This is a genomic window from Pseudomonas sp. JY-Q, from assembly GCF_001655295.1.
Taxonomy (GTDB): Bacteria; Pseudomonadota; Gammaproteobacteria; order Pseudomonadales; family Pseudomonadaceae; genus Aquipseudomonas; species Aquipseudomonas alloputida.
Genome location: NZ_CP011525.1, coordinates 4,429,593 through 4,444,370, shown reverse-complemented (window position 1 = coordinate 4,444,370; position 14,778 = coordinate 4,429,593). Strand labels below are relative to the sequence as shown.

The following is a 14,778-nucleotide window of genomic DNA, read 5'->3' as shown; positions in this document are numbered from 1 at the left end:
AAGCCGACATGACCACCACCAATTCCACTACAGACGTCGGCAGCGCATATCTGACCTCGCTGCAGAAGCAGACGTCCAAGACTGACAGTTCTACCGGTGCCGCCGGCAGCGCGCTGGGCAAGGACGCGTTCCTGCAGTTGCTGGTCACCCAGATGCAGAACCAGAACCCGCTCGACCCGCAGGAAAACGGCGAGTTCGTGGCCCAGTTGGCGCAGTTCAGCAGCCTGGAAAGCATGCAGTCGTTGAACGACGCAGTGACCTACATCGCGGCCGGGCTGCAATCTTCCCAGGCCTTGCAGGCCTCCTCGCTGGTCGGGCGCAATGTCATTGTCCAGACCGACAAGGCCGTGGTCGATACCAGCAAGGACATGAAGGGCTCGGTCAACCTGACGTCGTCCAGTACCTCCACCTCGGTGGGGATCTACGACAAGGACGACAAGCTGGTGCGCACCATCGAGCTCGGTACCCAGAAGTCTGGCAGCATCGACTTTACCTGGGATGGCCTGAACGATGACGGTGAAGTCGCGGCCGCCGGGACCTACACCTTCAAGGCCACCGCCTCGATCGATGGCAAGGCCACGGCCATGACCACCAACCTGCCGGCCTCGGTAACCAGTGTGACCATGGGTAGCAACGGTTCGGAGATGACGCTCAACCTGGCCGGGCTGGGCAGTGTTGCGCTTTCCAAAATCCAAAGCATCGGCATCTAGGGCCTGAGCAAAACGACAGGAGTTACACATGTCTTTCAATATCGGCCTTAGCGGCCTCTATGCAGCAAACAAGGCCCTGAACGTTACCGGCAACAACATTGCCAACGTCGCCACCACCGGCTTCAAGTCGTCGCGTGCCGAGTTCGCCGACCAGTATTCCAACTCCATCCGCGGCACCAGTGCGGGCAAGACCGTGATCGGCACCGGGGTAAAGACCGCTGCGGTTTCGCAGTTGTTCACACCAGGCAATATCAATGCCACCGGCCAGGCGCTGGACATGGCCATTGATGGCAACGGCTTCTTTGCCCTGAACGACAACGGCTCGAAGATCTACACCCGTGCGGGCGCGTTCTACAGCGACAAGGCCGGTTATGTGGTGAATGCTTCGGGTGCCAACCTGCAGGGTTATGCGGTCGGCGAAGATGGCAAGATCATCCAGGGCATCCTGACTGACCTGCAGATCGATACTTCCAACCTGACGCCGAAGCCGACCAGCCTCATCACCGAGAAGATCAACCTGAACTCGGCCGCGACCTCCCCGTCGGTGACGCCCTTCGATCCCACCAACGCCAGTTCGTACAACTTCACGTTCAATACCCCGGTGTTCGACAGCCAGGGTAACGAACACCAGATGAATCAGTATTTTATCAAGGACGACACGACCAATACCTGGTCGATGCACACCACTATCGATGGGCGCAACCCGGCTGACCCGGCTTCCACCACGCCGTTGGTCAACGCCGTGCCGTTCAAGTCCGATGGTACGCTGGACAAGGATGCAATGACTGCGGGTGACGTCGCGGGCGGCCTGAGCATTGGCGAAGACAAGATCTTCCAGCTCAACGACTGGATCCCGGCACAGAAAAATGCCGCCGGAGAGTGGTCGGCCAATGGCGCCATCGCCAACGCGGACGGTGTGAAGCTGGACATGCTGGGTGCCACCCAATACAACGCGTCGTCCGCAGAAATCGCCAAAACCCAGGATGGCTTCGCCACCGGTGAGCTGTCGGGGCTGAGCATCGACCAAAGCGGCTACCTGTTTGCCAGCTTCACCAACGGCAAGGACAAGGTGATCGGCCAGGTGGCGATTGCCAGCTTCGCCAACCTGCAGGGCCTGACGCCGATTGGCGGTACCAATTGGAAAGAGTCCTATGCCTCGGGCGTGCCGGTGGTCGGCGCTCCGGACACCGGTACCCTCGGCCAGATTTCCGGTGGTGCCCTGGAAGACTCCAACGTCGACCTGACCGGCGAGCTGGTCAACCTGATCAAGGCGCAGAGCAACTACCAGGCCAATGCCAAGACCATTTCCACTGAAAGCACCATCATGCAGACCATCATTCAGATGACCTGATGATTGTTTTGGCTGTGGTGTTTGTAATTGGGGCCGCAACGCGGCCCCAAGAATGTGAAGGTTCACGCCAATGAAGCGGCTGTCGTTACTGGCCTTGTTCCCCTTGCTGGTGCTGGTTCTGCCGGCCCCCGCCGCCCCCGCCCCGTTCTATCAATGGCAAAGCCTGGTCACCGGCCGCTACCTGTGTTCGGCCCACAACCCGGGCAAAGGCTGGGTGCGCCATTCCGGCCCCTACAACAACGCCGCCTGCCGCGCCCATTGAGCAAGCCTTTGCCGCAGGCGGCAAACATCCGCCGACAAACTGACGGTTATTGCCCTTTGCCGCGCTGAAAGCCCCGTAAAACGGGTGTTTCAGACTTGGTTCAATTATTGCTTGGAACCTGCCCAGTGACAGCGCGGCAGCTACGCGCAGAGGAGAAACTGTGGACAAGTTGCTTTATGTGGCCATGACCGGCGCCAGCCAGAATGCGCTGGCGCAGAAGGCCCACGCCAACAACCTGGCGAACATTTCCACCAACGGTTTTCAGCGCGACCTGGAGCAGGCCCGCTCGATGCCGGTGTTCGGTGACAGCTTTCCGGCGCGTGCATTCGCCATGACCGAGCGCCCGGCCACCGACTTCAGTGAAGGCCCGTTGGTCGAAACTGGCCGCGACCTTGACGTGGCGGTGACCGGCAAAGGCTTTATCGCCGTGCAGGCGCCGGACGGCAGCGAAGCCTATGTGCGTACCGGTAGCCTGAACATCGATGCCCTCGGTGTGCTGCGTGCCGGCAATGGCATGCCGGTGATCGGCAACGGTGGCCCGATCGCCATCCCGCCGGAGCAGAAAGTGGAAGTGGGTGCCGACGGTACCATCAGCATCCGCTCCATGGGTGAAGACCCGCGGGTGATGGCCGAGGTCGACCGCATCAAGCTGGTCAACCCGGACACCAAAGGCCTGACAAAGGGCCTGGACGGCCTGATCCATACCGCCTCCGGTCAGCCGGCCGATGCCGACGTCAACGTGCGGGTGGTGGCTGGCTTCCTGGAGGGCAGCAATGTCAACGCTGTCGAGGAAATGACCTCGGTGCTGGCGCTGTCCCGCCAGTTCGAACTGCACGTCAAGATGATGAATACGGCCAAGGAAGGCGACGAAGCCATGGCTCGGGTTTTGCAAATCGGCTAATCACTTTTGAACGGGTGCCGTAAAACAGGCGCACGAGGAGAACTCACATGCTTCCGGCTCTTTGGGTCGCTAAAACCGGCCTGTCCGCTCAGGACACCAACCTGACGGTCATTTCCAACAACCTGGCCAACGTCTCGACCACCGGCTTCAAGCGTGATCGCGCCGAATTCGCAGACCTGCTCTACCAGATCAAGCGCCAGCCTGGCGCCCAGTCGACTCAGGACAGCGAGCTGCCCTCGGGCCTGCAGGTCGGTACCGGTGTGCGTATTGTGGGCACCCAGAAAAGCTTCGTCGCCGGCAGCCTGCAAACCACCGAAAACCCGTTGGACATGGCAGTCAACGGCCGCGGTTTCTTCCAGGTCCTGCAGCCGGACGGCACGGTGTCGTACACCCGTGACGGCACCTTCCACCTGAACTCCGATGGCCAGATCGTCACCGCCAACGGCTACGCCCTGGAACCTGCCATTGTCGTGCCTAACGACGCCCAGACCTTCACCGTTGGCCAGGACGGCACCGTGTCGATCACCACCGCCGGCAACCCGGCTGCACAGGTGATCGGCAACATCCAGACCGCCGACTTCATCAACCCGGCTGGCCTGCAGGCGATCGGCGACAACCTGTTCCTCGAGACCGCCGCCAGTGGTGCACCGCAGGTCGGCACCCCAGGCCTGAACGGTTTTGGCACCACCTTGCAGCAGACGCTGGAGAACTCCAACGTCAGCACCGTGGAAGAGCTGGTGAACATGATCACCACTCAGCGTGCCTATGAGATGAACTCCAAAGTCATTTCCACGGCCGACCAGATGCTGTCGTTCGTTACTCAACAGCTCTAAGCCCTGTCACTCAGCTGCGCCCGTGAGGTAAGTGTCATGAATCGTCTGTTGTCCGTTTTCGCCCTGGGGGGGGCGGTGTTGCTGGCAGGTTGCGTCGCACCGACGCCCAAGCCCAACGACCCGTACTATGCGCCGGTGTTGCCGCGCACCCCGTTGCCGGCAGCGGCCAACAACGGTTCGATCTACCAGGCTGGTTTCGAGCAGAACCTGTACAGCGACCGCAAGGCGTTCCGGGTGGGTGACATCATCACCATCACGCTCAATGAGCGCACGTCCGCCAGCAAGAACGCGGGCTCGCAGATCGCCAAGACCAGCAAGACCGACATTGGCCTGACTTCGCTGTTTGGTAGCACGCCCAACACCAATAATCCGTTCGGTGGCGGTGACCTTTCGCTGGAGGCCGGTTATAGCGGCGATCGCGCGACCAAGGGCGACAGCAAAGCCACCCAGGGCAACACGCTGACCGGTTCGATCACCGTCACCGTGGCCGAGGTGCTGCCCAACGGCATCATCGCCGTGCGCGGCGAGAAGTGGCTGACCCTGAACACCGGCGAAGAGCTGGTGCGCATTGCCGGTATGGTTCGCGCTGACGATATCGCCACCGACAACACCGTGCCGTCCACCCGTGTGGCCGACGCGCGCATCACCTACTCCGGTACCGGTTCGTTCGCCGATGCCAGCCAGCCCGGGTGGCTGGACCGCTTCTTCATCAGCCCGCTTTGGCCTTTCTGAGTACGGATGACCATGTTCAACGTAAGGCAGCTGATTGCCACAACCCTGCTTTTGTCCTGCGCCTTCGCTGCCCAGGCCGAGCGCCTGAAGGACATTGCCAGCATCTCTGGCGTACGTTCCAACCAGTTGATTGGTTACGGCCTGGTGGTGGGCCTCAATGGCACGGGTGACCAGACCACCCAGACGCCGTTCACCCTGCAAACCTTCAACAATATGCTGTCGCAATTCGGCATCAAGGTGCCGGCCGGTTCCGGCAACGTGCAGCTGAAGAACGTTGCCGCAGTGTCGGTGCATGCCGACCTGCCACCGTTCGCCAAGCCGGGCCAGGTGGTGGACATCACCGTGTCGTCGATCGGTAACTCGAAGAGCCTGCGCGGCGGCAGCCTGTTGATGACCCCGCTCAAGGGTATCGACGGCAATGTCTACGCCATTGCCCAGGGCAACCTGGTCGTGGGCGGCTTTGATGCCGAAGGTCGTGACGGCTCGAAGATCACTGTCAACGTGCCGTCGGCCGGTCGTATTCCGGGTGGTGCCAGTGTCGAGCGTGCGGTGCCGAGCGGCTTCAACCAGGGCAATACCCTGACCCTGAACCTCAATCGTCCCGACTTCACGACCGCCAAGCGCATCGTGGACAAGGTCAACGACCTGCTCGGCCCTGGCGTGGCCCAGGCCGTGGATGGTGGTTCGGTACGGGTCAGCGCGCCGATGGACCCAAGCCAGCGCGTGGATTATCTGTCGATCCTCGAAAACCTCGAAATCGACCCGGGCCAGGCGGTGGCCAAGGTCATCATCAACTCGCGTACCGGCACCATCGTCATCGGCCAGAACGTCAAGGTGTCGCCGGCGGCGGTGACCCACGGCAGCCTGACCGTGACCATCACCGAAGACCCGATCGTCAGCCAGCCGGGTGCCTTCTCCAATGGCCAGACTGCCGTGGTGCCACGCTCGCGGGTCAATGCCGAGCAGGAAGCCAAGCCGATGTTCAAGTTCGGCCCGGGCACCACGCTGGATGAAATCGTCCGCGCGGTGAACCAGGTGGGCGCAGCGCCCGGCGACCTGATGGCGATCCTCGAAGCCTTGAAACAGGCCGGCGCCTTGCAGGCCGACCTGATCGTGATTTGAGGACGGCGCGGATGAATATCAAAAGCCAGGTATCCGGTAGTGCCGACAGCGGCGCCTACACCGACCTCAACCGTCTGAGTGCCCTCAAGCACGGCGATCGCGACAGCGAAGCCAATGTGCGTAAGGTGGCCCAGGAGTTCGAGTCGCTGTTCATCAGCGAAATGCTCAAGGCCTCGCGCAAGGCCAGTGACGTGCTGGCCGACGACAACCCGATGAACACCGAAACGGTCAAGCAGTACCGTGACATGTACGACCAGCAGTTGGCCGTGAGCATGTCTCGCGAAGGTGGCGGTATCGGCCTGCAGGACGTGCTGGTGCGCCAGCTGACCAAGGGCCGCAGTGCAGCGGCCAATACCAGCCCGTTCCCGCGCGTTGATAGCGGTGGTCCGGCATTGTGGGGCAACAAGGTGGCGGAGCCAGCGCATGCCATGGCCTCGTCCGCTACCCGCAATGACGTTGCTGCACTCAACGCGCGGCGCCTGGCCTTGCCCAGCAAACTCACCGACCGCTTGTTGGCCGGTATCGTGCCGTCGGCGCAAACCACCAATAACGCCGCCGTGCCTGCCCGTGACGGTCAGGCAGTCGCCAAGGCCTTCGCCGTACCGGACAACGGCCTGCGCATTGTCGGCCGCGCCGTGGCCCAGCCACCGCTGGCGCCGAACAAGGCTTTCACCGACAGCGACGCCTTCGTCGCCACCATGCTGCCAATGGCCGAGCAGGCCGCCCGGCGCATTGGTGTCGACCCACGCTACCTGGTGGCCCAGGCCGCGCTGGAAACCGGTTGGGGCAAGTCGGTGATGCGCAACAGCGACGGCAGCAGCAGCCACAACCTGTTCGGCATCAAAGCCACCGGCAGCTGGCAAGGCGAGCAGGCGCGGGCGATCACCAGCGAATTCCGCGATGGCCAGTTCGTCAAGGAAACCGCGGCGTTCCGCAGCTACGACTCCTACCAGGACAGCTTCCACGATCTCGTTACCTTGCTGCAGAGCAATGCTCGCTATCAAGGTGCGCTGGATGCGGCCGATAACCCTGAGCAGTTTGCAAGAGAGCTGCAAAAAGCAGGTTATGCGACCGACCCGGGCTATGCGAAGAAAATCATCAGCATTGCCCAGCAAATGCAGTCAACCCCGCAATACGCCATGGCTGGCAGAACCACGAACTTATAAAAGGACTAAATCATGTCGAGCCTGATTTCCATCGGCCTGAGTGGCCTGAGTGCCAGCCAGGCGGCCTTGTCGGTAACCAGTAACAACATCGCCAACGCCGCGACCAGTGGCTACTCGCGCCAGCAGACAGTTCAGGCGGCGGGGCCCTCGCATAACATTGGCGCAGGTTTCCTGGGTACCGGGACCACGCTGGCGGATGTGCGTCGCATCTACAGTTCCTACCTGGACAACCAGCTGCAGACAGCCACCTCGTTGCAGGCAGACTCACTGACGTTCCAGGATCAGATCACCAGCGTCGACAAACTGCTGGCCGACCGTGACACCGGCATCAGCTCGGTCCTTACCGCCTTCTTTTCGGCCCTGCAGACTGCGGCGGCGAAACCGGGTGACGTTGCCTCGCGTCAGCTGCTGCTGACCCAGGCGCAAACCCTCAGCAACCGTTTCAACGCGGTGAGCACCCAGCTGACCCAGCAGAACGCCACGATCAACTCCCAGCTCGACACCATGGCCGGCCAGGTGAACAAGCTCACCGCCAACATTGCCGAGTACAACAAGCAGATCACCGCCGCCAGCGCCTCCGGCAACACCCCCAACAGCCTGCTGGATGCGCGCAGCGAAGCCGTGCGCCAGCTCAACGAGCTGGTAGGGGTGACGGTGCAGGAGCGTGATGGCAACTACGACGTGTACCTGGGCAGTGGCCAATCGCTGGTCACCGGAACCAAGGCCAACACCTTGTCGGTGGAGCCGGGTGTGGCCGACAAGAGCCAGGTTGCCCTGCGCATCAACTATGACTCGTTCAGCTCGGACGTGACTTCGGTGGTGTCCGGTGGCGCCATTGGCGGCCTGTTGCGTTATCGCCAGGACGTGCTGACGCCGTCGATGAACGAGCTTGGTCGCGTTGCCCTGGTCGTCGCCGACAGCATCAATAGCCAGCTGGGGCAGGGCCTGGATGCCAACGGCCAGTTCGGCAGCTCGCTGTTCTCCAGCATCAACAGCGCCACCGCCATTGCCCAGCGCAGCCTGGCCTCGTCGAACAACAGTGCCGGCTCTGGCAATCTGGATGTCACCATCGCCAACAGCGGTGCGCTGACCACCTACGACTACGAGGTGAAGTTCACCAGCGCCAACCAGTACAGTGTGCGCCGCTCGGACGGCACCGACATGGGCAGCTTCGACCTGAATGCCGACCCGGCACCGGTGATCGATGGTTTCAGCCTGGCGTTGAAAGGCGGCGGCCTGGCGGCCGGCGACAGCTTCAAGGTCATCCCCACCCGTGCAGCTGCCGGGAGCATTACCACGACCTTGACCGATGCCAACAAGCTGGCCTTCGCCGGCCCTGTCAGCGCGACCTCGGGCAGTGGCAACAGCGGTACTGGCACCATCACCCAGCCGACCCTGAGCGAGTCGCTGGACATCTACGGCGGTGCCGATACCGCGCTGATCCAGCAGTCGATTCGCGATTCGATGCCGGTGCGCGTGGTGTTCGACGCTGCCAGCGGTGGCTCCCAGGGCTACAAGCTGTTCGATGCCAAGGGCACCCAGATTGGTACCGGCAGCGTGGTGCCTGGGCAGGACAACAAGTTGTCCATCGCCGTGCCGATGCTGGATGCGGCCGGCGACCCGATTCTGGATGGTAGCGGTAACCCGCGTACCTTTGCCGTCGAGACCACAATCGGTGGCAGCCCTGCGGCCAATGACAGCTTTACCCTGTCGTTCAATGCCGACGGCAAGGCGGACAACCGCAATGCCAACGCGCTGCTGGATCTGCAGACCAAGTCGACCGTGGGCACCAATTCCGGCACCGGTACCAGCTTCACCTCGGCCTACGCCTCTCTGGTCGAGCGGGTAGGGGCCAAGGCCAGCCAGGCCACCATTGACACCACGGCGACCCAGGCAGTGCTCAAGTCTGCGACCGAAAGCCGCAGCGCAGTGTCGGGCGTCAACCTCGATGACGAAGCGGCCAGCCTGGTGAAGTTCCAGCACTACTACACAGCGTCGTCGCAGATCATCAAGGCGGCGCAAGAAACCTTCTCCACCCTGATCAACGCCCTGTAAGGAGTAGCGGACCGTGCGTATTTCAACTGCTCAGTTCTATGAGACCAGCGCCACTAGCTACTCCCAGAACTACTCCAACCTGGCCAAGATTACCGAACAGGTCACCTCCAAATCGCGCATCCAGTCGGCCGGTGACGACCCGGTCGGCGCTGCGCGCTTGCTGGTGCTGCAGCAACAGAGCGCCTTATTGGAGCAGTACAGCGGAAACATGACCACGGTCAAGAACGCCCTGCTGCAGGAAGAGAGCGTGCTATCGACCATCAACGATGCCCTGCAGCGTGCCAGCGAGCTGGCGATCCAGGCGGGTAACGGGGGCCTGAGCGATGCCGACCGTACCTCGATCGCCAGCGAGATCAAGGAAATTGAAGCCAACGTGTTCGGTCTGCTGAACTCGCGCGATGCCAACGGCGACTACATGTTTGGCGGCTCCAAGTCGTCGACCCCGCCCTATGTGCGCAACGCCGACGGCACCTACAGCTACCAGGGCGACCAGACCCAGCTGAGCCTGCAGGTGTCCGACACCTTGCGCCTGGCGACCAACGACACCGGCTACAGCATTTTCGACCAGGCCACCAACAACAGCCGCACCCAGTCGAGCCTGGTAGCACCGTCGCCGGATGACGGCAAGGTATTGCTGTCTGGCGGCCTGTTGACCTCGGCCACCACCTACGGCAATCAGTTTGCCGCTGGTCAGCCGTATTCTGTCACCTTCACCAGTGCCACCGAGTACAGCGTGAGGGATGCCGCCGGCAATGACATCACCAATGAAACCGCCGGCAAGGGCAAGTTCGACGTCAATACCGAAGGCGGCAAGATGATCTCGCTGCGCGGTGTCGACTTCGAGATCAACCTGAACCTGGCGGAAGGTGACGATGCTGACGCCGTCGTTGCCGGCCATGTGTTCACCCTCGAAGCCAAGCCCGATACCCTCACGGCGACGCGTAGCGCGGGTAACCCGTCGACGGCGCAGGTTACCGGCACCAGCGTCACCGACCCGGAAGCTTACCGTAGCACCTTCCCAAGCAACGGCGCGGTGATCCGCTTCACCAGCGACACCGAGTATTCTCTGTATGCGCAGCCGTACAGTGCCGAAAGCAAGCCGATTGGCTCGGGTACAGTAGGGGCGGGCAACGCAGTGACGGTGGCAGGCGTTACCTACCAGTTCGACAGCGCGCCGAAGCAAGGCGACCAGTTCTCGGTCAATGCCAATACCCATCGCACGCAGAACGTACTGGACACCCTGGGCCAGCTACGCAGCGCTCTCGAAAAGCCACTGGACACACCCGAGGCGCAGGCTGCACTGAAAACCGCCACCGACTCGGCGATTTCCAACCTGGCCAGTGCCCGGGATCGTATCGACATTACCCGTGGTTCGATCGGTGCGCGGGGCAACTCGCTGGATATTCAGGCGCAGGAAAACGAAAGCCTGGGGCTGGCCAACCAAAGCACACAAAGTGCCATTGGCGATACTGACATGGCCTCGGCCACCATTCAGCTGACCCTGCAGCAGGCCATGCTTGAAGCTTCGCAGTTGGCGTTTGCGCGCATTTCTCAGCTAAGCCTGTTCGACAAGATCTAGTCTGCCTGCCTGATCCTGGGGCTGCTGCGCAGCCCTATCGCGACACAAGGCCGCTCCCACAGGTCCTCCTCTCTCCTGGAGGTGGCGTATTTCGGCTGCCCCCCCAAGGGTTGGATTGATGTCCAGCTTCTTGGGGCATTCCAGGTCCTCCTCTCTTCTGAAGGTGGCGTTCGTGGGAGCGGCCTTGCGTCGCGAAAGGGCCGCTAAGCGGCCCCATCGATATCTGCTGCGAAGCTGATCATTCGGGGTCCAGTACCCGCCCGGTCATTCCGCAAATTCCCCAGTCCCCACACCCTCGCCACGGCTTTCGTAGCATTTCAATGTGACCAATGAGTCAAAACGCTCATCTTCCCTGTATTCTATGCAGCAGCTGTTGCAGCATTTTGTTACCGGTGCGCAGGCGAGCCCTGGCTACAACCCCTGGCGGTGACCGCTCCGGTATTTGGCGCCCTCAATTCATCGAGTGGTGGTCTTTGGCTGTTTTCATTGGGAAGCCAGAATGATTGGCATCAAAAGCATTGCGAGTTACGTGCCCACCGCTGGCCTGGACAACTACGTTCAGGGTGCGAAGTTCGGCAAGGACGAAGAGTTCATGTTCGGCAAGATCGGTGCGTCGTTCCTGCCGCGCAAGGCCGAAGAGCAAGAAACCTCCGACTTGTGCGTAGAAGCCGCCCAGGCGCTGTTCGCCAGCAACCCCGACCTTGATCCGCAATCGATCGATGCGTTGATCGTGGTCACCCAGAACGGCGACGAAGAAGGCCTGCCGCACACCGCAGCCATCGTCCAGAGCAAACTTGGCCTGTCTACCCGCGTGGCGGCGTTCGACGTGTCGCTGGGCTGCTCCGGCTATGTGTATGGCCTGTATGCGATCAAAGGCTTCATGGAGGCGGCAGGCCTGAAGAACGGCCTGCTGATCACCGCCGACCCGTATTCGAAGATCGTCGACCCGGAAGACCGTAACACCACCATGCTGTTCGGCGACGCCGCCACGGCAACCTGGATGGGTGAAAACGCGGTTTGGAACCTGGGCCAGGCGCGTTTCGGCACTGATGGTTCCGGTGCTGAGCACCTGAAAGTCAGCGACGGCAAGTTCTTCATGAACGGCCGCCAGGTATTCAACTTCGCCCTGATCAAAGTGCCAGCGCACCTGCACGAGCTGCTGGACGCCAGCGGCCTGAAGTCGTCGGATATCGACGCCTTCTGCATCCACCAAGGCAGTGCGGCGATTGTCGACGCCGTGGCGCGACGCTTTGAAGAGCAACACCCGGAGAAGTTCGTCAAGGACATGCTGGAAACCGGCAATACGGTGTCCTCCAGTGTTCCGCTGCTGCTGCAGAAGCATATGCTCGATGGCAGCTGGAAGCGCGTGGCGATCAGTGGCTTTGGCGTGGGCCTGTCGTGGGGCTCGGCCATCCTGTACCGCGACTGATCCCCTGTCAGCCCACAAAAGCGCCCGGCGGCCACCGCCCGGCGCTTTTTTTGTGCCGAAAATAAACTTCTGCCTGACGCAGCCCATTGTAGGAGCGGGTTCACCCGCGAAGAAGGCAGCTCGGTCTATGGCACCGGCTTCGCCGGTGTTCGCGGGTGAACCCGCTCCTACAGACGGGATGAGGCATTCAGCCCCAGTTCGAACAGTTTTTGACGCCAATAAACCGCCCTTAACCCCTTGATTTCTCAGGGCTGGCCCCATGCCAGTATTTTTTTTTTGAAAAAAACCTCAAGCAACCCGCGCACCCGACGATAACCATTACGAAGGTTCTCTAGGCCACACCCGGCTGTCGCCAGGGCCGGAAGCCGCAGTATCCATACAACGAGGAATTCGTCATGGCTTTGACCGTTAACACTAACATCACCTCCTTGGGCGTTCAGAAGAACCTGAACCGTGCTTCCGACGCGCTGGGCACCTCCATGTCCCGCCTGTCCTCTGGCCTGAAAATTAACAGCGCCAAAGACGACGCCGCTGGCCTGCAGATCGCCAACCGTCTGACTAGCCAGATCAAAGGCCTGAGCGTTGCCGTGAAAAACGCCAACGACGGCATCTCCATCGCTCAGACTGCTGAAGGTGCGATGCAGGAATCGACCAGCATTCTGCAGCGTATGCGCGAACTGGCCCTGCAGTCGGCTAACGGCTCGAACAGCGATGATGACCGTACTTCCCTGCAGCAGGAGTTCACCGCTCTGTCGGGTGAGCTGACTCGTATTGCAAACACCACTACCTTCGGTGGTCGTAACATTCTGGACGGCTCTTTCCAGAACATCGGTTTCCAGATTGGTGCTAGCGCTAACGAAACAATTTCGTTCGGCATGACTGACATCAGTGCAACTGGTCTAAAAGGATCTTACAGCGAGGCAACTGTTGCTGGTAATGAAATGGGGGGGCTGACTGCCACTGCATTGGGTACTAAGCTGACCACTCCAGCGCCGGTGGTGGGTGCGGCGGTCGTGAACAGCACATCAGTACCAGACGAGATTAAGGCTGGTGGAGGCGGCTTCGCTGCGGAATTCGGCTTCGCTATCGGTAATCAATCTGTATTGGTAGAGGTTGGTGACGAAGGTGCAGCTATTGCTACTAAGATGCAAGCCGCTCTGCGAGCTGCGACTGGTGATAATACCGCCACTGTAGGCTTTACTGACGCTGATGGCTTCACCATGTCTGCCTTGGCAGATATAGAAATTTCCGGCGCTGGTGCTTCCGCTGTTGGTCTAGCTACCGGCACCACTAACGCTGTTCGTGCAGGTACTCCAACCCCTGCAACTGGCGCAACTACTCTTGCTGCTGGTGGCACTATCAAGGTCAATGACACTCAGGTTACTTGGGCTGCAGGTGCTGATATTGACTCTGTTCTCACTCAAATCAACGCTATCGGTACTATCGACGCAACCAAAACCAAAATCGATGCTGATGGTCGTTTGAATATCGTTTCGAAAGATGGCAGCGATGTTCGTCTCTCGAATGATCAAAGCGGTTCCTTGGCTCAGTTGGGCCTGACTGCTGGTACTTCTGAAGCTAAAACTACTGAAGATACTTCGATTACTCTGAATGGTGTAGAAGTCAAGTTCGCCAAGGGCTCCAGCGCTCAGAACGTCGTTTCGGCGATCAATAGCGCTAGCACGGGTGTTACTGCCAGTCTGACTGATGATGGTAAGCTGTCGCTGTTCTCCGACAAAGACATTACTGTTGCTGACGGTAGTGCAGGTACTGGTCTCGCCGCTCTCGGTCTAGCCGGCAAAACTGGTGCGACGGCAGTTGCAATGGAAACTACCGTTTCCAACCTCAGCATTACTGACGCTAAGTCGTCGCAGATATCGATCCAAGCATTGGATGCTGCTATCGCCCAGGTCGACAGCCAGCGCGCCCAACTGGGTGCCGTTCAAAACCGCTTCGACAGCACCGTAGCCAACCTGAACAGCATCTCGGAAAACTCCACCGCTGCCCGCAGCCGTGTGCAGGACGCCGACTTTGCTGCTGAAACCGCCGAGCTGACCAAGCAGCAGACCCTGCAACAGGCTTCCACCGCGATCCTGTCCCAGGCCAACCAGCTGCCGTCGTCGGTACTGAAACTGCTGGGCTAATTTCAAAAGCTGAGTAGTTTGACGAAGGGTACGGCGACGTACCCTTTCGTCTTTCCGAGAATAAGGGGTGTAAGACATGGATATGAGCGTGAAACTGGGCCTGTCCTATCCCGCCTCCGCTGCGCCCGACACATCGACGAGCAAGCGGCAAGCAAGCGGCCCGGCAGCCAGCGAGCCGGTCGACAAACAACCCAAACCTGAAGCTCGGCAAGACCTGGAAAGCGCCATCAGTGCCATCCAAGACTTCGTCAAGGCTTCAGAGCGACAACTCGACTTTTCGATCGATGACTCCACCGGCCAGGTGGTGGTCAAGGTCATAGCCCGCCAAAGCGGCGAAGTCATCCGCCAGCTGCCATCCGAAGTGGCACTGAAACTGGCGGAAAACCTGAAAGACGCCAACAGCCTGTTGTTCGATACCCAGGTCTGAGTTGGCACGGCATTTGTTTATTAGCGCACGGATGCCTTTTCGTCGGTAAACCGGCGGCAACGATTAA

13 protein-coding genes are annotated in these 14,778 nt (G+C 60.6%); all 13 read left to right on the top strand.

Going from position 1 to position 14,778, the window contains the following annotated elements; genetic code table 11:
• Positions 1-8: 8 nt before the first annotated feature.
• The 13 genes from flgD to AA098_RS19955 all read left to right on the top strand — a co-directional run bounded on the left by flgD (position 9) and on the right by AA098_RS19955 (position 14,711).
• On the top strand, positions 9-710 hold the full coding sequence (flgD, locus tag AA098_RS20015; protein ID WP_003254468.1) for a flagellar hook assembly protein FlgD: 702 nt from the start codon (positions 9-11) through the stop codon (positions 708-710).
• Positions 711-738: 28 nt separating this feature from the next.
• Positions 739-2,061, top strand: coding sequence for a flagellar hook protein FlgE (gene flgE / locus AA098_RS20010; RefSeq protein WP_064614947.1), 1,323 nt, complete (start codon positions 739-741; stop codon positions 2,059-2,061).
• 70 nt (positions 2,062-2,131) lie between these two features.
• Positions 2,132-2,323: a hypothetical protein gene (locus AA098_RS20005; RefSeq protein WP_003254464.1), complete on the top strand. Its 192-nt coding sequence runs from the start codon at positions 2,132-2,134 to the stop codon at positions 2,321-2,323.
• A gap of 160 nt (positions 2,324-2,483) precedes the next feature.
• Complete coding sequence (gene flgF / locus AA098_RS20000; RefSeq protein ID WP_003254463.1) at positions 2,484-3,224, top strand: flagellar basal-body rod protein FlgF; 741 nt, start codon at positions 2,484-2,486, stop codon at positions 3,222-3,224.
• 47 nt (positions 3,225-3,271) lie between these two features.
• Complete coding sequence (gene flgG / locus AA098_RS19995; RefSeq protein ID WP_003254462.1) at positions 3,272-4,057, top strand: flagellar basal-body rod protein FlgG; 786 nt, start codon at positions 3,272-3,274, stop codon at positions 4,055-4,057.
• Between the two features lie 36 nt (positions 4,058-4,093).
• The gene (gene flgH / locus AA098_RS19990; RefSeq protein WP_003254461.1) at positions 4,094-4,789 is read left to right on the top strand and encodes a flagellar basal body L-ring protein FlgH; all 696 of its coding nucleotides are present in this window, start codon (positions 4,094-4,096) and stop codon (positions 4,787-4,789) included.
• Between the two features lie 12 nt (positions 4,790-4,801).
• The gene (locus AA098_RS19985; RefSeq protein ID WP_004575771.1) at positions 4,802-5,911 is read left to right on the top strand and encodes a flagellar basal body P-ring protein FlgI; all 1,110 of its coding nucleotides are present in this window, start codon (positions 4,802-4,804) and stop codon (positions 5,909-5,911) included.
• An 11-nt stretch (positions 5,912-5,922) separates the two neighbouring features.
• Positions 5,923-7,077, top strand: coding sequence for a flagellar assembly peptidoglycan hydrolase FlgJ (gene flgJ, locus AA098_RS19980; RefSeq protein ID WP_060538764.1), 1,155 nt, complete (start codon positions 5,923-5,925; stop codon positions 7,075-7,077).
• 12 nt (positions 7,078-7,089) lie between these two features.
• Positions 7,090-9,132 (top strand): flagellar hook-associated protein FlgK, encoded by a 2,043-nt coding sequence (flgK, locus tag AA098_RS19975; RefSeq protein WP_054888711.1) that lies wholly within the window; start codon positions 7,090-7,092, stop codon positions 9,130-9,132.
• Positions 9,133-9,145: 13 nt separating this feature from the next.
• Positions 9,146-10,711 carry a flagellar hook-associated protein 3 gene (locus AA098_RS19970; protein WP_004575773.1) on the top strand — a complete coding sequence of 522 codons (1,566 nt, stop codon included), beginning with the start codon at positions 9,146-9,148 and terminating at the stop codon, positions 10,709-10,711.
• Positions 10,712-11,210: 499 nt separating this feature from the next.
• On the top strand, positions 11,211-12,140 hold the full coding sequence (locus AA098_RS19965; RefSeq protein ID WP_003254453.1) for a ketoacyl-ACP synthase III: 930 nt from the start codon (positions 11,211-11,213) through the stop codon (positions 12,138-12,140).
• 395 nt (positions 12,141-12,535) lie between these two features.
• Positions 12,536-14,284, top strand: coding sequence for a flagellin (locus AA098_RS19960; RefSeq protein ID WP_004575774.1), 1,749 nt, complete (start codon positions 12,536-12,538; stop codon positions 14,282-14,284).
• A 76-nt stretch (positions 14,285-14,360) separates the two neighbouring features.
• On the top strand, positions 14,361-14,711 hold the full coding sequence (locus tag AA098_RS19955) for a flagellar protein FlaG (RefSeq protein WP_064614946.1): 351 nt from the start codon (positions 14,361-14,363) through the stop codon (positions 14,709-14,711).
• Positions 14,712-14,778 lie beyond the last annotated feature (67 nt).

Bases quoted from the DNA above. Each gene is read 5' to 3' on its own strand.
- flgD (WP_003254468.1), top strand. From the start codon at position 9: ATGACCACCACCAATTCCACTACAGACGTCGGCAGCGCATATCTGACC.
- flgE (WP_064614947.1), top strand. From the start codon at position 739: ATGTCTTTCAATATCGGCCTTAGCGGCCTCTATGCAGCAAACAAGGCC.
- AA098_RS20005 (WP_003254464.1), top strand. From the start codon at position 2,132: ATGAAGCGGCTGTCGTTACTGGCCTTGTTCCCCTTGCTGGTGCTGGTT.
- flgG (WP_003254462.1), top strand. From the start codon at position 3,272: ATGCTTCCGGCTCTTTGGGTCGCTAAAACCGGCCTGTCCGCTCAGGAC.
- flgH (WP_003254461.1), top strand. From the start codon at position 4,094: ATGAATCGTCTGTTGTCCGTTTTCGCCCTGGGGGGGGCGGTGTTGCTG.
- AA098_RS19985 (WP_004575771.1), top strand. From the start codon at position 4,802: ATGTTCAACGTAAGGCAGCTGATTGCCACAACCCTGCTTTTGTCCTGC.
- flgJ (WP_060538764.1), top strand. From the start codon at position 5,923: ATGAATATCAAAAGCCAGGTATCCGGTAGTGCCGACAGCGGCGCCTAC.
- flgK (WP_054888711.1), top strand. From the start codon at position 7,090: ATGTCGAGCCTGATTTCCATCGGCCTGAGTGGCCTGAGTGCCAGCCAG.
- AA098_RS19965 (WP_003254453.1), top strand. From the start codon at position 11,211: ATGATTGGCATCAAAAGCATTGCGAGTTACGTGCCCACCGCTGGCCTG.
- AA098_RS19960 (WP_004575774.1), top strand. From the start codon at position 12,536: ATGGCTTTGACCGTTAACACTAACATCACCTCCTTGGGCGTTCAGAAG.
- AA098_RS19955 (WP_064614946.1), top strand. From the start codon at position 14,361: ATGGATATGAGCGTGAAACTGGGCCTGTCCTATCCCGCCTCCGCTGCG.